A 19,236-nucleotide genomic window follows, 5' to 3' on the forward strand; every position below is an offset into this window, starting at 1 on the left:
CGGCTCAAAGCCCGATCTGTGCCCGGATCGCCGGGAGCAGAGCCGCCGCCGCGATGCCGACCAGTGCGCCGATCGCCATCCGGGTCAGCGGCGCGCCGAGGCGCGGGCCCGCCAAGCTCAGAAGCCCGCAGACCGCCGCGTAGAATGCGAGTGCCGTCACGTCCATGGCTGGACCATAGCATAATCTGCTGCCATGTCTTGGGGGTTCCCAAATCAAGAGAGCCCGCATGACCCCTGATCCCGCACGTTTTCTGTCTGACCTTCATTATCTGCGCAGTTTTGGGGCCGCCGGGCATGGCGTGATGCGGCGCGCGTTTTCCGAACCGGATGTCGCCGCGCGGGAATGGCTGGTGGCGCAGATCGAGGCGATAGGGTTAACCGCGCATGTCGACCCGGCTGGCAATGTGTTCGGCCTGGCCAAGGAGCGCTCGCTTCTAATTGGCTCGCATTCCGATACGCAGCCCGAAGGCGGTTGGCTCGACGGGGCTTATGGCGTGATTGCGGCGTTGGAGATTGCCCGCGCCGCCGTCGAGGCGGGCGGGCCCGCGATTTCGATGGTCAGCTTTCAGGATGAAGAGGGGCAGTTCGGAGCACTAACCGGGAGCGATCTTTGGGCCGGGCGGACGACCCTGGCCGAGGCTGATGGCTTCGCTGCCACGGATGGGCTGACCTTCGGGCAGGCGCGGCAAGGCTTGGCACATCTTATGCAAGAAGATTTCGTCGACCCGGCGCGGTTCACCGGGTTTTTGGAGATGCATATCGAGCAGGGACCGGTTCTGGACCAGGTGGGAGAAAGCGTTGGCGTTGTGACCTCGATTGTGGGTTTACGTCAGATCCAGGTGACCGTGACGGGTCAGCAAAACCACGCAGGCACGACGCCTATGGCGATGCGGCAGGATGCGTTTCAGGGTGCGGCGCGGATTGCCGGGCTCTTGAATGAGCGCTTCGCGAATGTTGTCACACCGCAAACGGTGTGGACGATTGGGCATATACAACTGCACCCCAATGCGTCGTCGATCGTGCCGGGCCGGGCGGTGTTCACCATCCAGTGGCGCGATGGCGATGCCGATCGGCTGGATCGGATGGAGCGGGTGATTGACGAGGTTCTGACCGGTGTTGCCGCGGAGACCGGCATGCAGGTGGAGGCCGACCGGCTGCGCCATGACCTAACGCCGGTGCCGATGGATGAGGGTATGCAAGCCGCTTTGCGCGCGTCGGCGGAGGTGCATGCACCGGGGCATTGGCGGTCGATGCCATCGGGTGCGTTGCATGACGCGTCGAATGTCTCGCATCTGATGCCGGTCGGCATGCTGTTTGTGCCGTCGATTGGTGGGATCAGCCATGATTTTGCGGAAGACACCGATGAGGCCGATTTGGTGACTGGCCTCAAGGTCTTGGCAGCGGCGGCCGATGCTCTGGCACCGCGTTGATGGCGGCCAGGGGTCAGCTCCAGCTCACATCGCCGAGGAAGATATATCCGGCGCCGTAGATCGTCTTGATCAGTTGCGGGTTTTTGGGGTCTTCGCGGAGTTTCGTGCGGAGCCGCGAGATGCGCACATCCATTGCCCGGTCAAAGCTCTCGCCCGCTGCCCCACCCAGTGTTTCCTGCATTTGTTGCCGAGAAATCAGCCGCTTCGGGCTATCAAGGAAAAGCCGGAGAACCTCGCCCTCGGCATGGGAAAACCCGATCTCTTCGCCAGCGTCATCGACCAGAACATAACGGTCGAAATACGCGGTCCAACCGTTGAATTGCGCCGTGTTGCCGGCCTGCTCGCGGGGTTTCGACTGCCGAAGACGCGCGCGGACCCGGGCCACGACCTCCGCCGGGTCGAAGGGTTTGATGATGTAGTCATCGGCCCCGAGTTCGAGCCCGGTGACCCGATCTTGGACCTGGGCGCGGCCCGAGATGATGATAATCGCAGCACCGGATTCGAGCGCGAGGCGATGGACTACCGCCAGGCCGTCGCGGTCGGGTAGGCCCAGATCGACGAGGCAGACATCCGGCGTGGCGTTGCGCAAAGCGGCCTCGAACTCCGTGGCGCGGGCATAGGCGGCGGTGCGAAACCCGGCCTCGGAGAGTGCGTCTGAGAGCATCGTCCGAATCTGCGGCTCGTCATCAAGGATGGTGACCAAAGCGCTCATGCGACAGCCTCCGCATGGAACAGATGAGTCAGTGCCGCAGGCTCAATGGGCTTTGAGAGAACCGGCCAGCGCGCCGCGCCTCTTTGGCGGAGCGGGTCGCTATGCGGCAGGGCCGTGGTCAGCGCCAAGCGCATATCGGGGTGGCGCGTAGCCACTTGCTCTAACAGGGCGACGCCATCGGTCTCGCCTTCGAGGTTGATGTCGGAAAGAACCCAAGTCAGCCCAGGCAAATCGGCGAGGCCAAGCGCCTCTTCGGCGCTGGCCGCCTCGATCACCTGATGGCCGAGATCGGTCAGCATATCGCGGATCGTGATCCGCAGCTCAGCCTGGTCTTCGACAAGAAGAACGAGATGCGGGGCGTCACCCTGACCGGCAGGCCGGAGAGGCAGGCGCAAGCTCACCCGTGCGCCGCGTGGTCCGTTGGAGAGCTTCACCGTGCCGCCGGAGAGCTGCGTTAGATCATAGACCATAGACAGGCCAAGCCCCGAGCCGTGTTCGCCTTTGGTGGTGAAAAACGGATCAAGAGCAGCGTCAAGCGCGGTTTCAGTAAAGCCCGGCCCGGTATCGCTGACGGTGATCTCCAGCCAGGTTTCTGAGACGGCATGGGCATGGAGCATGATCTCGCCTGGGCCCGCGCCAATTGCGTCCCGGGCGTTCAAAACCAAGTTCAAAAGACTGTCTTGCAAGGACCCGACATCAAGCAGGAGCGGTTGCGACGGCAGGTCCACATCGATGGTGAGCGTGGTTCCGTCCGGCAGCGGCGCGCGGGCCAGCGGCGCGAAAGCCGTGAGCATCTCGGCCAGGTCGGTGGGCGTGGGGTGAATCTCCCGCGGGCCCGACATGCGGGCGATCTTGTCGAGCAGCATACCGCCGCGCCGCGCCGCGGATTTCGTTGCGCCGGTCAACTCGGTGGCCTCGACCGGTAGAGGCAGTTTTTCCAAACGGCCCTGAAGGCCAAGGATGATGGTCAGAAGATTGGCGAAATCATGCGCCAAGCCGCTGGTCAATTGCGCGGCCAATTCGCGTTTATGGGTCTGGGTCAGCGCCGCCCGCGCCTGCGCCTCTTCGGTGACATCGGTGGAGAGCAGATAGCAGCCGACTATCTCTCCCTCCGCCGCCTGATCCGGCGTGAAGGCGGTGCGGATGCGGCGACCGCTGTCAGGCTCGGTAAACTCAAGAACGCTCGCTTCGCCGGCCAGGGCGCGTTCGAGATTCGGGGACAGCCGTGCGGCGGTACTGATCCCAAGCGCTTGGCCCATATCGAGGCCGACCACATCTTTCGGGCGCCCGGGCAGGATCTCGGAGAGGCGGTGATTGGTATAGGTATAGACCCGGTCGCGATCCACATGGGCGATATGGGCCGGCGTCATCTCGGTGGTGAGGCGGATGCGCGCTTCCATCTCGGACAGTCCGCGTTTGGCCTCTTCAAGTTGCGCATTGGTGGCGGCCAGTTCGCGGTTGGTCTGCGCCAGTTGTTCGGCATGGGTCAAAAGCTGATCGGACAGTTCCTTGGAATGCGAGCGGAGCAGTTTCTCTTGCCGTTTGATCTCGGTGATATCGGTATAGACGGTTACCCATCCGCCGTCGGGCAGTGGGGAACCCTCGACGCTGATCGTGCGGCCGTTGGAGCGTTGGCGCTCCATGTAATGCGGCACGAAGGCGCGCGCCTGCTCAACCCGGTCGCGGACGAACCCTTCGGTATCCTCCACCTCGCCATATTCGCCATGGGTGACGAGATAGCGGATCGTGTCTTCGAAACTGGCACCCGGTGTCACCAGATGCTGCGGCAGGCCAAACATCGTGCGGAAGGGGCGATTGCCGACCGCCAAGCGGAGATCGGCATCATAGATCGTCAACGCCTGCTGAATCAGGTTCAGCCCCGCGCGCGTCATCTGATTGGTTAAATCGCCTCTGGGCATGCTGTCTCGGGCCTCCCTCTTTCATCGCTGGCACCGGCGGACACCGCGCGTCAAGCCCTGCACGGTGCCTGTTACAATTCGTTAGGTTTGGGAAAAAGTCAGGAAAAGTTTGACCGTGAAAGATTTCATGCCACGGTAAGGCGGCGAGAGTCGCAGAGCTATGCGACCCGTGGTGTCGGCAATGGCCGACAAAGGGAGGAAGAAGATTTGGCACAAGCATCCGTGGCGGCGGGAATTCCCGAGTCCGTTCCCGCACTTTTGGCGCGGAACGTCGCGCAGTTCGGTTCGAAACCTGCGTATCGCGAAAAAGAGTTCGGGATTTGGCAAAGCTGGACCTGGCGTGAGGCCGAAGAGGAGATCAACGCGATCGCCTTCGGTCTTTTGGCATTGGGCGTGGATCGGGGCGACCATATCGCGGTGATCGGGCGGAACCGGCCGGCGCTTTATTGGTCGATGGTTGCGGCGCAAAAAGTCGGCGCGGTGCCGGTGCCACTTTACCAGGACGCTGTTGCCGAAGAGATGGCCTATGTGCTGGAGCATTGCGGGGCGCGCTTTGTGATCTGCGGCGATCAGGAGCAGGTCGACAAGGTGATCGAGGTGCAAGAGACCGTGCATCAGATCGAGCATATCGTCTATCAAGATGCCCGCGGTTTGCGGAAATACGACCATACGAAACTGCACGCTTTGGCCGATGTGCAGGCGGAGGGCCGCGCGGCCCATGAACGGTTTGAAAAGGAACTCGCTGCCCGCGAGGCCGAGCTGAAATGGGATAGCACCTGCGTGATGCTCTACACCTCAGGCACCACGGGGAAGCCCAAGGGCGTGGTGCTTAGCAATCAGAACATCATCGAGACCTCGAAAAACTCCGCCGAGTTCGATCATCTGCGCGAAGGCGATGAGGTGTTGGCCTATCTGCCCATGGCTTGGGTTGGCGATTTCATCTTCTCCATCGGGCAGGCGATGTGGACGGGGTTCTGCGTGAACTGCCCCGAAAGCCCCGAGACGATGATGACCAACCTGCGCGAGATCGGGCCGACTTATTACTTCGCCCCACCGCGCGTGTTTGAGACACAGCTCACCAATGTGATGATCCGGATGGAAGATGCCGGCAATTTCAAAAAGCGCATGTTCCATTACTTCATGGATCACGCGAAGAAGGTCGGCCCCGCGCTGCTTGACGGCAAGCCGGTCGGCGCGATGGATAAGCTGAAATATCAGCTTGGTGAGTTGCTGATCTTCGGGCCGTTGAAAAACACACTTGGGTTTACCCGCGTGCGCGTTGGCTACACGGCGGGCGAAGCGATTGGGCCGGAGATTTTCGATTTCTACCGCTCGATGGGGATCAACCTGAAACAGCTCTACGGTCAGACCGAAGCGAGCGTGTTCATCACCCAACAGCCCGACAATGAAGTGCGCCCCGATACGGTTGGTGTGCCAAGCCCCGGTGTGGAGATTCGCATCGCGGATAATGGCGAGGTCTTCTACCGCTCGCCTGGCGTGTTTGTGGAATACTACAAGAATGCCGAAAGCACGGCCTCGACCAAAGACGCCGAAAACTGGGTCGCAACCGGCGATGCCGGGTTCATCGAGCCCGATACCGGGCATTTGCGGATCATCGACCGGGCCAAGGATGTCGGTAAGATGGCCGATGGTCGTCTGTTCGCGCCGAAATATGTCGAGAACAAGCTGAAATTCTTCCCGAATATCCTTGAGGCTGTTGTGTTCGGCAGTGACCGCGACACCTGCACCGCTTTCATCAATATCGACCTGACCGCGGTGGGGAACTGGGCCGAGCGGAACAACATTGCCTATGCGTCGTATCAGGAACTGGCGGGCCACCCGCAGGTTTTGGACACGATCCAAGCCCATGTGGAAGAGGTGAACCGCAGCGTGGCGCAGGACGAGATGCTCTCGGGCTGTCAAATCCATCGCTTCCTGGTGCTGCACAAGGAGTTGGACGCGGATGATGGCGAGCTGACCCGGACCCGGAAGGTGCGCCGCCGGATCATTGAAGACAAGTTCGCGGACCTGATCACCGCGCTCTATGACGGATCGGACAGCGTCTATACCGAAACCGAAGTGACCTATGAGGATGGGCGCAAGGGCAAGATCACCGCGACACTGGAGATTCGCGACGCCGCAATCGCCGCGACGGATGCGGTGCAGAAGGTGGCTGCGGAATGAGCCTGATCGCGGTTGGTTTCTTTGCCATTGGCCTGGCTGCCAGTTGGATCGCGGGGCGCTTTTTGCAGCGCGGCGCGACGGTCGTGCAAGGCGGCGCCATCGGGCTTTGCGGGGTGGCCGCTTTGATCTTGGGAATGCCTGAGCTTTGGGCCAACGAGTTGGTGATCGCGGTTGGCGTTATGCTGGCTTACGGGTTCGTCGGGGCCCTGGTTTTTCGCGCGGCCCGCGCGCGGCGGGAGGAGACGTGATGAATGAGATGAGCCCAGAGGGCTACACCACGGCAGACGGTCGTGAGATCGGCGGCGTTGTCATGGAGATGCGCAATATCACGCTGCGCTTTGGCGGTGTGGTGGCGATCAAGGATATCTCTTTCGATATCCGCGAAGGCGAGATCCGGGCGATCATCGGGCCGAATGGCGCCGGCAAATCCTCGATGCTGAACGTGATTTCGGGCTTCTACAATCCGCAGGAAGGCGAGGTCTGGTATCGCGGCAAACGCCGCCCGGCGATGCGGCCTTATCAGGTTGCCCGCCAGGGGATCGCGCGGACATTTCAGAATATCGCGCTGTTTGACGGGATGAGCGTGCTCGACAACATCATGACCGGGCGTCTGAACCATATGACGTCGAACTTCCTTGATCAGACGCTCTGGTGGGGCAAGGCGCAGCGCGAAGAAGTTGAGAATCGCGAGAAGGCCGAGGAGGTCATCGACTTCCTTGAAATTCAGAACATCCGCAAAACGCCCGTTGGCCGCCTGCCCTATGGTTTGAAAAAGCGGGTCGAACTGGCGCGCGCCCTAGTGGCGGAGCCGAGCATCTTGCTGCTGGACGAGCCGATGGCGGGGATGAATGTGGAGGAGAAGGAAGACATGTCGCGCTTCATCCTCGACGTGAATGACGAGTTTGGCACCACGATCGCGCTGATCGAGCATGATATGGGTGTGGTGATGGACCTGTCCGACCGCGTGGTCGTGATGGATTATGGCAAGAAGATCGGTGACGGCACTCCCGATGAGGTGCGCAACAACCCCGATGTGATCGACGCCTATCTGGGGGTGGCCCATGACTGACCCCTGTTTCCCCTCTCTCTCCCAGAGCAGACACAAAGCAAGCGGAGGCACCAATGCCTGAACAACTCATCTTCGCGATGGAGGTCACGCTGAACGGCCTCATGACAGGGGTTATGTACGCCCTTGTTGCGCTTGGCTTTGTGCTGATTTTCAAGGCCTCGGGTATCTTCAACTATGCCCAAGGCGTGATGGCGCTTTTTGCGGCGATGACGCTGGTGGGCATCCAGGATGGCCGGGTGCCGTTTGGCCATCTGATCAACGAGATTTTCGGCACGGATATCCACTATTTCGGGTGGGAGGTCCCGGCGCTGATCGCCATTTTGCTGACCGTGGGTGTGATGATCCTGTTCGCGCTTTTTGTGCAGAAGGTGATCTTCAAACATCTGGTGGGGCAGGAGCCTATCATTCTGTTCATGGCGACGATTGGCTTGGCCTATTTCCTCGAAGGCGTGAGCGATCTGATGTGGGGCTCGGAGATCCGCAATCTTGATGTGGGTTTGCCGCAGGGGATCAATGACGCGATTGATCAGGCGACCTTCAATATCTTCGGCTATGGGTTCTTCATCGACAATCTGGATATCTGGGCGGCGGTGATCGCGGCTGTTCTGGTGGCCGGGCTGATCGCTTATTCGCAATACACCAAGAACGGCCGCGCGATGCGCGCGGTGGCGGATGATCACCAAGCGGCGTTGTCTGTCGGTATCTCGCTGAACTACGTCTGGATTTTGGTTTGGTCCCTGGCCGGTATCGTGGCGTTGGTCGCGGGCATCATGTGGGGCTCGAAATCGGGCGTGCAGTTCTCGCTGTCGCTGATCGCGCTGAAGGCGCTGCCGGTTCTGATGCTGGGCGGGTTCACCTCGATCCCGGGCGCGATTGTCGGCGGGTTGATCATCGGTGTGGGCGAAGCGCTGTTTGAATTCGCCATCGGCCCGATGATCGGCGGCGCGACGGAGAACTGGTTTGCCTATGTGCTGGCGCTGGTCTTCCTGGTCTTCCGACCGCAGGGCCTCTTCGGCGAAAAAATCATCGAGAGGGTATAGCGATGGCCAAGCTTATTGCGATCCTCAATGTGGTGGCCTGGTCCGGCTTTTGGGCCTTTGGTTACCTGGCGCTTTCGGCGGATGTTTCCCAGACTGGGCAGATGATCACCGCCGTGATCCTGGCAGCGGTGGGCGGCGGCTTGAGCCTCTTCGCCTATCTCTGGCTGGTCCGCCATTCCGAAAACACCGGCTATGCCAAACGGCCGAACCGTGGGACGCCCACTTTTGACGACGAGGAGGCGGTCTGATGTTCTACCGTGAAGCCGGCGATTTCAAAACGTCCTACACAACGGACAACCAGACCTTCCCGATCGCGTTCGATCGCTATCGCTATTACTTCGTCCTGTTTGTGGCGCTGGCGGTTATTCCCTTCATCATCAACGACTACTGGTCCAACGCCATTCTGTTGCCGTTCCTGATCTACGCCATCGCGGCGATGGGGTTGAACATCCTGACCGGGTATTGCGGGCAGGTGAGCCTGGGGACCGGCGGGTTCATGGCGGTTGGTGCCTATACCTCCTACAAACTGATGACGGCCTTCCCATGGATGGACATGGTGACGATCACCCTGCTGTCGGGGTTCATGACCGCGATTGTCGGTGTGATGTTTGGTCTGCCAAGTTTGCGGATCAAGGGGTTCTATCTCGCCGTGGCGACGCTGGCGGCGCAGTTCTTCCTGGTTTGGCTCTTCAACAAGGTGCCGTGGTTCTACAACTATTCCGCCTCGGGGCAGATTAACGCGCCGGAGCGGACGATGTTCGGCCTCGCGATCACCGGGCCGAACGCGGAATCTTGGGTGAAATACCTGTTCTGTCTGGGGTTTGTCTTCGTTTTGGCCTGGGCCGCACGGAACCTGACACGCGGGTCGATTGGGCGGCAATGGATGGCCATCCGCGATATGGATATTGCGGCGGAGATCATTGGTGTGAATCCGCTGAAGGCCAAACTGACGGCTTTTGCGGTCAGCTCCTTCTATGTTGGCGTTTCCGGCGCGCTGCTCTTCACCGTCTATCTGGGTGCGGTTGAAGTGGGTGAGGCTTACGGCATCACCAAGTCCTTCCTGGTGCTCTTCATGATCATCATTGGCGGGCTCGGGTCGATCTTTGGAGCCTTTGCGGGCGCGGCCTTCATGGTCTTGCTGCCGGTGCTGCTACGGAACGTTCTGACGGATGTGCTGGGCTGGGATACGGCGCTGGCCACCCATTTCGAGTTTGTCATCGTGGGCGCATTGATCATGTTCTTCTTGATTGTTGAGCCGCACGGCCTGGCCCGTCTTTGGGCACTTTTGAAGGAAAAACTACGGCTGTGGCCCTTCCCGCACTGACGGGGCGGGCCGCATCAGACGACCGGGGGCGTACCCCGGCATTCGCAACATCGGATCAACCAAAGGGAGGATTACCCCGATGAAGAAACTTGCAACCCTCGCCATCGCAGGCGCGATGGCCGCAGGCCCGGCACTTGCCGATCTTGTGTTCCCCGATCTCAGCTATCGGACAGGGCCTTATGCGGCGGGCGGCATTCCGTTCTCGGATGGCTACCAGGATTACATGACGCTTCTGAACCAACGCGATGGGGGCATCGGCGGGGTGATGACCCGGGTGATCGAATGCGAAACCGCCTATAACACCGAGCGTGGTGTGGAATGCTATGAGTCGACCAAAGGCGAAGGCGCGTTGGTCTATCAGCCGCTTTCAACTGGTATCACCTATCAGTTGATCCCGCGCGCGACGGCGGATGGCATCCCACTTCACACGATGGGCTATGGCCGGACCTCGGCCTCCAACGGTGCCGTCTTCTCCCATGTGTTCAACTATCCGGCGAACTACTGGGACGCGGCCTCGGTGATCATCAACAACTTGCTGACCGAGAATGATGGATCTCTCGAAGGTAAGTCGATTACACTGCTCTATCACAACTCGGCCTATGGCCGGGAGCCGATCCGGACCTTGGAAACCCTGGCAGAGATGCATGGCTTCGAGTTGAGCCAACTGGCCGTGGACCATCCTGGTCAAGAGCAGGGCAACCAGTGGCTCACCATCCGCCGTGAGCGTCCGGATTATGTGATCATGTGGGGCTGGGGCGTGATGAACCAGGTCGCGATCCAAGAAGCCGCGAACATCCGCTTCCCGATGGAAAACTTCATCGGCAACTGGTGGGCCGGGGCCGAGCATGACGTGGAACCTGCGGGCATGGATGCCAATGGCTACCGCGCGTTGAACATGAATGTGCTGGGCGATCTGCCGGTCTTTGACGAGATCCAGGAGCATGTGATCGATGCGGGCATGGCCGCCGGTGACGGCACCAATCTGGGTTCGGTGCTCTACACCCGTGGCATGTATGCCGCGATGTTGGCCGCCGAAGCTGCCCGCACCGCGCAGGAAATCCACGGCGTAGCCGATATCGATGCATCGATGATGCGTGACGGTATGGAGGCGCTTGAGCTGACCAATGCACGGATGGACGAGCTTGGCATGCCAGGCATTGGGCCGGAATTCGCGGTCTCCTGCGAAGATCACGGCGGCACCGGCATGGCCCGGATGCAGCAGTGGAATGCCGAAGCCGGCGAATGGGTGACCCTCACCGAGTTCATCGCACCCGATGACAGTGTGACCACGCCGCTGGTTCTGGAAGACAGCGCCGCGTTTGCAGCCGAGAACAATATCGAGCTGCGGTGCAACGAAAGCTGATCTGAACACCTCCGGCGGCGGCCAATGCTGCCGCCGGGGATTTTTCGAATTTTTGGAAAGATGACGGTGGGGCGATCGAGTGATCCCCAGGCCGGAGTTGGAGAGCCACGACATGCTGGATGCCGAGATCCACGGGGACGGAAAAGCCCCAGAGTTGGAAGGGGCGGAGACGCTTCTTGAGGTCAACAATATCGAGGTGATCTACAACCACGTGATTCTGGTATTGAAAGGCGTTAGCCTGACTGTTCCGAAGGGCGGGATCACGGCGCTTTTGGGCGGCAATGGGGCCGGTAAGACCACGACACTAAAAGCCATCTCCAACCTGCTGCATTCCGAACGCGGTGAGGTCACCAAAGGGTCGATCCAATATCGCGGCGAGCGGGTGCAAGATTTGAGCCCCTCCGATCTGGTGGAACGGGGCGTGATCCAGGTGATGGAAGGCCGCCACTGTTTTGAGCATTTGACCGTCGAAGAGAACCTTCTGACTGGGTCTTATACGCGCAAAGACGGGCGCGGGGCGATCGATGCCGATCTCGAACTGGTCTACAACTATTTCCCGCGGCTGAGAGAGCGGCGGAAGAGCCTCGCGGGCTACACCTCCGGCGGCGAACAGCAGATGACGGCGATTGGCCGGGCGCTGATGTCGCGGCCAGAGACGATTCTGCTGGACGAGCCGAGCATGGGCCTCGCGCCGCAGCTGGTCGAAGAGATTTTCGGGATCGTCAAAGACCTGAACGAGAAAGAGGGCGTGAGCTTCCTCTTGGCTGAGCAGAACACCAATGTGGCGCTCCGCTTTGCCCATTACGGCTATATCCTGGAGAGCGGGCGCGTGGTGATGGATGGCCCCGCCGCCGATCTGCGCGAAAACCCGGATGTCAAAGAATTCTATCTCGGTGTGGGCGATGACGGGCGCAAATCGTTCCGTGACGTGCGCTCTTATCGTCGCCGCAAACGGTGGCTGAGCTAATGAGGGACGATGTGACCCAGTATTTCGACACCTTAGAGACCCGCCGCGCCGACGCCCGCGCCGCCGATCAACTGGCTGGCCTGCAGGCACAGATCGACCGGGTTTTGGCCGCGCCAGGGAGCTGTTTGCCGGGAATCGGACAGGTAGAAAGCCTCGATGATCTGGCCAAACTCCCGGTTCTGCGGAAATCGCAGTTGAGCGAATGGCAGGCCGCCGCGCCGCCCTTTGGGGGCATTCCGGTGTCAAATGTGGCCCATGTGTTCCAAAGCCCAGGTCCGATTTATGAACCCGGTGGGATCACCCATGATTGGTGGCGGATGGGGCGGTTCTTACATGCTGCCGGAATCGGCGCCGGTGATGTGGTGCAGAACTGCTTCGGCTATCACCTGACGCCTGCGGGGATGATTTTTGAAAGCGGTGCACGAGCGGTTGGTGCAAGGGTGTTGCCCGCTGGTGTGGGGCAGACCGAATTGCAAGTCCGGGCGGCAAAAGATGTCGGCTCCACCGCCTATGCGGGGACGCCGGATTATCTGAAAGTTATCCTCGACAAGGCCGAAGAGATGGGTGTGCCGCTTGGGATCACCAAGGCGGCTGTGGGGGGGGGCGCGCTGTTCCCCAGCTTGCGCCAGGAATACGCGGATCGTGGGATTTCCTGTCTGCAAAGCTACGCCACGGCGGATTTGGGCAATATCGCTTACGAGTCCGCCGCGATGGAGGGGATGATTGTCGACGAGGGCGTGATCGTGGAGATCGTGCGCCCGGGCACCGGCGATCGGGTCGCCGAAGGCGAAGTGGGCGAGGTTGTGGTCACGACGCTCAACCCCGATTACCCGCTCATTCGTTTTGCAACGGGTGACCTGAGCGCCGTGATGACGGGAGAAAGCCCCTGTGGACGCACCAATATGCGGATCAAGGGCTGGATGGGCCGCGCGGATCAGACCACCAAGATCAAGGGTATGTTCGTGCGCCCGGAACAGGTGGCCGATTTTGTCGCCAAACATGCCGAAGTGGGCAAGGCGCGCGTTATCGCCACACGCGAGGGCGAGATGGATGCGATGACGGTTCAGATCGAGGCCGAGGGAGGCGAAGCTGATGTTTACGCGGCAAGCGTGGTGGATAGTCTGAAGCTGAAAGCCAAGATCGAATTGGTGGCCCCGGGGAGCCTGCCCAATGATGGCAAAGTCATCGATGATCAGCGGGTTTATGACTAACCGCGCACCTGTTATCGGCTAACAAAGCGCATCATGCTAAGTCTCTTGGGGTAAAATCGACCCCTGGGAGAGACCGTATGAGCTATAGTTATCTATGGGCCGCGTTTGGCCTACTTTTGCCGCAAGTCGCGTTTGCCGATACGGCGCTTGTGATTGGCAACAGCCGCTTTGACGAGGCCGTGACGATCCGGGCGGCGGATGATCTTCTGGATGCGGCGGATGATTTGGAAGAGGCGGGGTTTCGGGTCTTCGCCGGCGAGGATCAAACCGCCGCAGAGATTCGGGCGCTGCTTTCGGAGGTTTTGGCTGAAGGTGAGGAGAGCCGTTTCGTCGTCGCGCTCAGTGGGCATTTTGTGCAGTCGACCGTCTTCGACGGCGCTGGCGGAGAGAGCTGGTTTCTGGGCCGCGACGTGGATGCGCCCGATCTGGCGACCGTTGGCGGACAGGGCGTCGCGCTGAGCACCATTCTCGAGATCGCGAGCCAAGCCCAGGGGCGGGCTATTGTGCTCTTGGGCACCGAGGATCGGTCGATTGAACTTGGGACGGGGTTGCAGCCAGGCATGGGGCAAATCGATGTGCCGCAAGGGGTTACGGTGATCACAGGTGAGGCGCGGGATGTAGCCCGGTTTGCCCGGCGGGACCTGTTGGAGCCGGGCGTGTCTATCGGTGAAATGGTGGCTCAGTCCGACACCTTGACCGGGTTTGGGTTTCTGCCGCAATCACTGCCGTTTCTCGACGTGCCAGAGGCCGAAGGCGGCGCCGAGGTTATCGCACCGCCGCCGATCGAGACTGGGCCGGACCCTGAGGAACGGGCGCTTTGGGAGGCGGTTGCTGAACTGAACACCGAAGCGGCTTATACCGCCTATCTCAACGAATACCCCGCAGGGCCGAATGCGGCCGAAGCGCGGGCGCGGGTCGATGCTATTCGCGCCGAACCGGGCCGGGCGGCGCGTTTGGCCGAAGAGGCGCTGGAGCTAACACGGGCGGAACGGCAGGAGATTCAGCGCGATCTGACCCTTCTGGACTACAATCCACGCGGCATTGACGGGATTTTCGGCCCCGGTTCTCGCGGCGCGATCGGCGCTTGGCAGGCAGCGCAGGGGATCGAGGCGTCAGGTTATCTCGACACCGGTCAGATCACCCGACTGTCGGATATGGCCGATGCGCGGGCAGCGGAGTTGGAGCGAGAGGCACAGTTGCGGGCCGAGGCGCAGGAACGGGCTGACCGGGCTTATTGGCAAGCCTCGGGTCAGGGAGCGGATGAAGCCGGGCTTCGGTCTTACTTGGAGCGGTATCCCGATGGGGTGTTTTCCGATCTCGCCCGCGACCGGTTGGACGAGATCGAAGCTGTGGCCCGCGCGGAAACCGAGGCGGAGGAGCGCGCGGCTTGGGACTGGGCGCAGGATCAGGACACGGAGGCCGCTTATCGCGGGTATCTGGAGAACTATCCGGATGGTGCCTTTGCTGGGGCCGCCAATGCGCGGTTGGATGAGCTGGACGATGACGGGCGCGACCGCGATGTCATTGCGCAGCTTGAGGCGCGGGAAGCGGGTTTGAATTTGACCCCTGTAACGCGGCGCCTGATCGAACAGCGCTTGGCGGGCGCGGGCCTCGACCCGGGGCCGGTCGACGGTGTGTTTGACAACGACACCCGCCGCGCGATGCGCCGCTATCAACAGGCACGCAACTTGCAGGTGACGGGGTATCTGGATCAGTCTACGGTGGTTCGGCTGTTGGCCGATGCGGTGGGTGTGATCATCCGGCAATAAGACGAAAAATGGGGACCCTTCATGCGCAGCTTTGGAATCTTGGCTATTGCGGTTGTCATGAGTTTACCCGTTCCGGCGTCAGCGCAACCGGCGGGTGAGTTGGCCGCCGCGCGGCAGGCTTTGGGCCAGTTGCAGGGTCGGTCCTTCGCCGAAAACCGGGAATACTGCGGCTATATCGGGATCATCGAAAACGGCCAATATGCCGCCACCGAGGTGACGCGCGGGCGCAGCGACAGCTGCCTTTCACGCGGCGATGAGAGCCGGTTCGTCGAGGTGACGGCCTCGTTCCACACCCATGCCGGGTTTGACACCGAAGCCGATAGCGAGGTGCCGTCGAGCAACGATGTCGAAGGCGACATGTCCGAAGGTGTGAACGGCTATGTGGCGACGCCCGGCGGGCGGCTCTGGTTCATCGATGGTCGCACCGGCGTTGCGACGCAAATCTGTGGCCTGGGCTGCATGGGCCAGGACCCGCGTTTTATCGCCGGAGATGCCGGACCGATTGCACCACGATACACCTTGCAGCAATTGCGCCAGCGCGAGAGCCAGTGGTGAGTGCGGCAAAATAGGGCGCCTTCATGCGGGCAGTGATGATCCAAGGCACGGGCTCGGATGTGGGCAAGTCGATGCTGGTCGCCGGGCTTTGCCGAGCCGCGCGACGGCGCGGGCTCTCGGTCGCGCCGTTCAAGCCGCAGAACATGTCGAACAATGCTGCGGTGACCGCCGATGGCGGCGAGATCGGGCGGGCGCAGGCGTTGCAGGCGATGGCCTGTGGCCTGATGCCCATGACCGATATGAACCCGGTTTTGTTGAAGCCGGAAACCGATATCGGCGCGCAGGTGGTGGTGCAGGGCCAACGGCTGACTTCGGCCTCGGCGCGGGATTATGGCGCGCTGAAACCAACGCTGATGGCGGCGGTTTTGGAGAGCTTCACGCGGCTGAAAGCGGCGCATGATCTGGTGATTGTCGAAGGCGCGGGCAGCCCGGCGGAGGTCAATCTCCGCCCGCGCGACATCGCCAATATGGGATTTGCTGTGGCGGCGGATGTGCCGGTTGTGTTGGCGGGTGATATCGACCGCGGCGGGGTCATTGCGCAGATTGTCGGCACGCAAGCGGTGATCGACCCGGGCGATGCAGCGATGATTGCGGGGTTCTTGGTCAACAAGTTCCGGGGCGATGTGAGCCTCTTCGATGATGGATATGCGCGGATTGAGAGCGAGACGGGCTGGCCCGGATTCGGCGTCCTGCCGTGGTTCCATGACGCTTGGAAGCTGCCTGCGGAGGATGCGCTGTCGATGGGCGCGCCGAAGCGCGAAGGTGGTTTTCATATCGTTTGTCTGGCGCTTTCGCGGATCGCGAATTTCGATGATCTGGACCCGTTGATGCAAGAACCGGGCGTTCGGCTGACCATGCTGGGGCCGGGCCGGGCGATCCCCGGGGATGCGGATTTGGTGATCTTGCCGGGGACGAAGTCGACTCGTGGGGATCTGGCCTTTTTGCGGGCGCAGGGCTGGGATGTTGATCTGGCGGCGCATCATCGCCGGGGCGGGCATATCCTGGGGATTTGCGGCGGCTATCAGATGTTGGGCCGGGTTGTGGCTGACCCTGAGGGGATCGAAGGGCCGGCCGGCGAAACGCCTGGCCTTGGGTTCTTGGATATTGAGACGGTGATGACACCAGCGAAGCGGCTGACGGAAGTGGACGCGGTTCACGCGGCGAGCGGGGCAGGATTTCACGGCTATGAGATTCATATCGGGGTGAGCGACGGGCCGGATCGCGCCCGCCCCTTTGCCTATATCGCCGATACGCCCGAAGGGGCGGTGAGCGCGGATGGGCGGGTGCAGGGTAGCTATCTGCATGGGATGTTCCGTGATGATGAGTTCCGGGCCGCGTGGCTTGGTCAATTTGATGTCGCCGCGTCGGATGCCGCTTACGGGGAGAGTGTCGAGCAGACCTTGGATGCGCTGGCCGATCATATGGAGGCGCATTTGGATGTGAGCGGTTTGCTTGGCTTGGCGCGGTGAGGGGCGCTAAGGGTCGTCATCTCTAGTGTCATCGTGCTGTTAACGCAGGCCCCTAAATGCGGCACAACAGCTGGAGAGAGGCCATGACGCGCAATATCGAAATCATCAACTACGCCGCCCGCAGCCATAGCGGCCCACCTTCGCGTTTGGGCACACGCTATGACGCGACGCGCTTTCTGCCCGAAGCGGGCAATACGGTGGTCTGCCATTTGGATTTCAATGCACCCGCCCATCAAGCCGTGATTGAGGCCCGTGCCCGTATACAGGCCCTGCCAGGTGCGGAGCAGTTTCTCTACACGCCTGTCGACAGCCTGCATATGACAGTGTTTGAAGGTGTGATCGAGACCCGCCGAACGCCCGACGCCTGGCCAGAGGGCCTTGATCGAGAGGCCTCCATCGCGCATGTGACGGAGATCCTCTCCGACCGGTTGGCGCGGTTTCGTCCGCCGCCGCGCTTTGCCGTGAGCGCCGTTGGGATCAGGCCGTCGGGTCTCATCCTCGAAGGTGCGACGGTTGAGGATGCGGCGCATATGCGGGCGTGGCGCGAGGCTTTGACCGAGCCGTTCGGGTACCGCCATGAGGAGCATGATGCTTATCGCCACCACATGACCTTTGCCTATCCGACTGGCTGGATTACAGATGCCGATTTGCCCGTCTGGGAGGCCGAGCTGCCTGCGATTCTCGAAGACCTCGTAGAAGCGGCGCCGGTCATTCCGCTGACCGCGCCTGCATTCTGTCGGTTCAATGATATGACCCGGTTTGAAGAACTCCTCATCCTCGGCGCGTGACTGGTTCGGCTTAGGGTCGCGCCGTTCACCATCGGTCTTTTGAGCGCAGACAACAAAAAAGCCGCCCCAAGGGCGGCCTTTTCAGCTCTGGCGCTTTGGCTTAGCCCTGGCGGGCTTTGAACCGGCGCTGCGTTTTGTTGATCACATAAACGCGGCCCTTACGGCGCACGACGCGGCAATCGCGATGGCGCTGCTTGAGCGAGCGGAGCGAGTTCTTGACCTTCATGGCCTATCTCCTTCGTCGCGGCGCGGCGATGCGCCTTAGGGTTAAGCCCTTTAGATAAGGGCGGAAATGGTGGGCGATACTGGGATTGAACCAGTGACCCCTTCGATGTCAACGAAGTGCTCTACCGCTGAGCTAATCGCCCGTGTGACACCGAGAATCAGAACAAGCCGAGAGACGGCCCGGTCCGGCACCCGCCGCACAGTGAAGCCGCTCTATAAAAGGAGTCGGTGGGTGGTTCAAGAGCTTTCAGGGGCTTTTGGCCACGAGAAGAATCCGACTATATTCAGGGCAAGGAAAGGGTTTAGATGCCGCGCCAAGCCTATCGCCTCGATCTGCCTGAGACCGTGACCACACCGGTGGTTGCTGCGTCGCCGCATTCGGGGCGGCATTATCCCTGGAGTTTTACCCGTCGGACGGTGCTGGATGAACGCGCGATCCGTTCCTCGGAAGATGCGTTTATGGATATGCTGGTGGCCGATGCGCCCGCGCTTGGCGCGCCGCTTTTGGTGGCGGAATATCCCCGCGCCTATGTGGATCTGAACCGCAGTTCTGATGAGTTGGACCCCAGTGTCGTGGCTGGTCTGCGCCGCCCGTCGCAGAACCCAAGGATCAGTTCAGGCCTTGGCGTGATCCCGCGCGTGGTGGCCAATGGGCGGGTGATCTATCGCGGGAAACTGACCCTGGAAGAGGCGGAAGCGCGGCTTAGCCAGGTCTGGCACCCTTATCATGAGGCGCTGGACGGGCTGATGCGCCAGGCTCATGACCGGTTTGGGCGCGCCGTGCTGCTGGATTTCCACTCCATGCCACATGAGGCGCTCGACAGCATGTCGCGACCGGGGCAGCGACGGCCCGAAGTGGTATTGGGCGATCGCTTTGGGGCGTCCTGTGATCCGTTTGTTGTCGAGGAGATAGAGGCGGCTTTTGAGGAGGCCGGTTTGATTGTGAGCCGGAATGCGCCCTTTGCCGGGGCGTTCGTCACGCAGCATTATGGCCGCCCCGCGCGCGGACGACATGCGGTGCAGATCGAGATCGACCGGTCGCTTTATATGAACGAGCAATTGATCCGCCCGAATGGCAATTTCGAAAACGTGAAGGCGCTGATTGCGGAGGTTCTGCGCCGGGTGATCGGGCCGCAAGCCGGGCAAGTGCCGCTGGCGGCGGAGTGAGTTGAACCGCGGTTGCGCCCCGTGGCCGATGATAGATGCCTCCG

General features: G+C 61.2%; 19 protein-coding genes and 1 tRNA gene. 15 read left to right on the plus strand and 5 right to left on the minus strand.

Annotated elements, in window-relative coordinates; translation table 11 throughout:
- Positions 1-4 precede the first annotated feature (4 nt).
- Entirely contained in the window at positions 5-166 is a 162-nt protein-coding gene (locus GTF44_RS01355; RefSeq protein WP_171559462.1) for a hypothetical protein, read from the minus strand.
- 61 nt (positions 167-227) lie between these two features.
- Between GTF44_RS01355 and GTF44_RS01360 the strand changes: the two genes are divergently transcribed.
- Positions 228-1,430 (plus strand): hydantoinase/carbamoylase family amidase, encoded by a 1,203-nt coding sequence (locus GTF44_RS01360; RefSeq protein ID WP_171559465.1) that lies wholly within the window; start codon positions 228-230, stop codon positions 1,428-1,430.
- Positions 1,431-1,443: 13 nt separating this feature from the next.
- Here the strand turns inward: GTF44_RS01360 and GTF44_RS01365 are convergent, their stop codons facing one another.
- Positions 1,444-2,142 carry a response regulator transcription factor gene (locus GTF44_RS01365; protein ID WP_171559468.1) on the minus strand — a complete coding sequence of 233 codons (699 nt, stop codon included), beginning with the start codon at positions 2,140-2,142 and terminating at the stop codon, positions 1,444-1,446.
- Entirely contained in the window at positions 2,139-4,061 is a 1,923-nt protein-coding gene (locus tag GTF44_RS01370) for a PAS-domain containing protein (protein WP_253261249.1), read from the minus strand. Before GTF44_RS01370 ends, GTF44_RS01365 begins: the two co-directional genes overlap by 4 nt.
- 207 nt (positions 4,062-4,268) lie before the next feature.
- Here GTF44_RS01370 and GTF44_RS01375 point away from each other — a divergent pair, with 207 nt between their 5' ends.
- The 13 genes from GTF44_RS01375 (at position 4,269) to GTF44_RS01435 (ending at position 17,800) form a co-directional block, all read left to right on the plus strand.
- Positions 4,269-6,245 (plus strand): AMP-binding protein, encoded by a 1,977-nt coding sequence (locus GTF44_RS01375; RefSeq protein ID WP_216364840.1) that lies wholly within the window; start codon positions 4,269-4,271, stop codon positions 6,243-6,245.
- On the plus strand, positions 6,242-6,493 hold the full coding sequence (locus GTF44_RS01380; protein ID WP_171559471.1) for a hypothetical protein: 252 nt from the start codon (positions 6,242-6,244) through the stop codon (positions 6,491-6,493). Before GTF44_RS01375 ends, GTF44_RS01380 begins: the two co-directional genes overlap by 4 nt.
- The gene (locus GTF44_RS01385) at positions 6,493-7,314 is read left to right on the plus strand and encodes an ABC transporter ATP-binding protein (protein ID WP_171559475.1); all 822 of its coding nucleotides are present in this window, start codon (positions 6,493-6,495) and stop codon (positions 7,312-7,314) included. The genes GTF44_RS01380 and GTF44_RS01385 overlap by 1 nt, the downstream gene beginning before the upstream one ends.
- A 53-nt stretch (positions 7,315-7,367) precedes the next feature.
- Positions 7,368-8,354, plus strand: coding sequence for a branched-chain amino acid ABC transporter permease (locus tag GTF44_RS01390; protein WP_171559478.1), 987 nt, complete (start codon positions 7,368-7,370; stop codon positions 8,352-8,354).
- Positions 8,355-8,356: 2 nt separating this feature from the next.
- A complete protein-coding gene (locus GTF44_RS01395) occupies positions 8,357-8,602 on the plus strand; it encodes a hypothetical protein (protein WP_171559481.1) in 246 nt (81 codons plus the stop codon).
- Positions 8,602-9,678, plus strand: coding sequence for a branched-chain amino acid ABC transporter permease (locus tag GTF44_RS01400; protein WP_171559484.1), 1,077 nt, complete (start codon positions 8,602-8,604; stop codon positions 9,676-9,678). The genes GTF44_RS01395 and GTF44_RS01400 overlap by 1 nt, the downstream gene beginning before the upstream one ends.
- A 79-nt stretch (positions 9,679-9,757) precedes the next feature.
- Positions 9,758-11,041 (plus strand): ABC transporter substrate-binding protein, encoded by a 1,284-nt coding sequence (locus GTF44_RS01405; RefSeq protein WP_171559487.1) that lies wholly within the window; start codon positions 9,758-9,760, stop codon positions 11,039-11,041.
- A gap of 112 nt (positions 11,042-11,153) precedes the next feature.
- Positions 11,154-12,008, plus strand: a complete 855-nt coding sequence (locus tag GTF44_RS01410; RefSeq protein ID WP_171559490.1) for an ABC transporter ATP-binding protein — start codon at positions 11,154-11,156, stop codon at positions 12,006-12,008.
- Complete coding sequence (locus GTF44_RS01415) at positions 12,008-13,219, plus strand: phenylacetate--CoA ligase family protein (protein ID WP_171559493.1); 1,212 nt, start codon at positions 12,008-12,010, stop codon at positions 13,217-13,219. Before GTF44_RS01410 ends, GTF44_RS01415 begins: the two co-directional genes overlap by 1 nt.
- 77 nt (positions 13,220-13,296) lie before the next feature.
- Positions 13,297-14,988: a peptidoglycan-binding domain-containing protein gene (locus tag GTF44_RS01420; RefSeq protein ID WP_171559496.1), complete on the plus strand. Its 1,692-nt coding sequence runs from the start codon at positions 13,297-13,299 to the stop codon at positions 14,986-14,988.
- Between the two features lie 21 nt (positions 14,989-15,009).
- The gene (locus GTF44_RS01425; RefSeq protein WP_171559499.1) at positions 15,010-15,543 is read left to right on the plus strand and encodes a DUF4329 domain-containing protein; all 534 of its coding nucleotides are present in this window, start codon (positions 15,010-15,012) and stop codon (positions 15,541-15,543) included.
- Between the two features lie 23 nt (positions 15,544-15,566).
- Complete coding sequence (locus GTF44_RS01430; protein ID WP_171559502.1) at positions 15,567-17,012, plus strand: cobyric acid synthase; 1,446 nt, start codon at positions 15,567-15,569, stop codon at positions 17,010-17,012.
- An 83-nt stretch (positions 17,013-17,095) separates the two neighbouring features.
- Positions 17,096-17,800: a DUF1868 domain-containing protein gene (locus GTF44_RS01435; protein WP_171559505.1), complete on the plus strand. Its 705-nt coding sequence runs from the start codon at positions 17,096-17,098 to the stop codon at positions 17,798-17,800.
- 100 nt (positions 17,801-17,900) lie between these two features.
- Here the strand turns inward: GTF44_RS01435 and ykgO are convergent, their stop codons facing one another.
- Entirely contained in the window at positions 17,901-18,026 is a 126-nt protein-coding gene (gene ykgO, locus GTF44_RS01440) for a type B 50S ribosomal protein L36 (RefSeq protein WP_012177066.1), read from the minus strand.
- A 67-nt stretch (positions 18,027-18,093) separates the two neighbouring features.
- Positions 18,094-18,168: transfer RNA gene (locus GTF44_RS01445), tRNA-Val, on the minus strand.
- A gap of 163 nt (positions 18,169-18,331) precedes the next feature.
- Here GTF44_RS01445 and GTF44_RS01450 point away from each other — a divergent pair.
- Entirely contained in the window at positions 18,332-19,192 is an 861-nt protein-coding gene (locus GTF44_RS01450) for an N-formylglutamate amidohydrolase (RefSeq protein WP_171559508.1), read from the plus strand.
- The last annotated feature ends 44 nt before the right edge of the window (positions 19,193-19,236 follow it).

The sequence above is a fragment of the Roseobacter sp. HKCCD6576-2 genome, assembly GCF_013179285.1.
Classification (GTDB): Bacteria; Pseudomonadota; Alphaproteobacteria; order Rhodobacterales; family Rhodobacteraceae; genus Rhodophyticola; species Rhodophyticola oceani.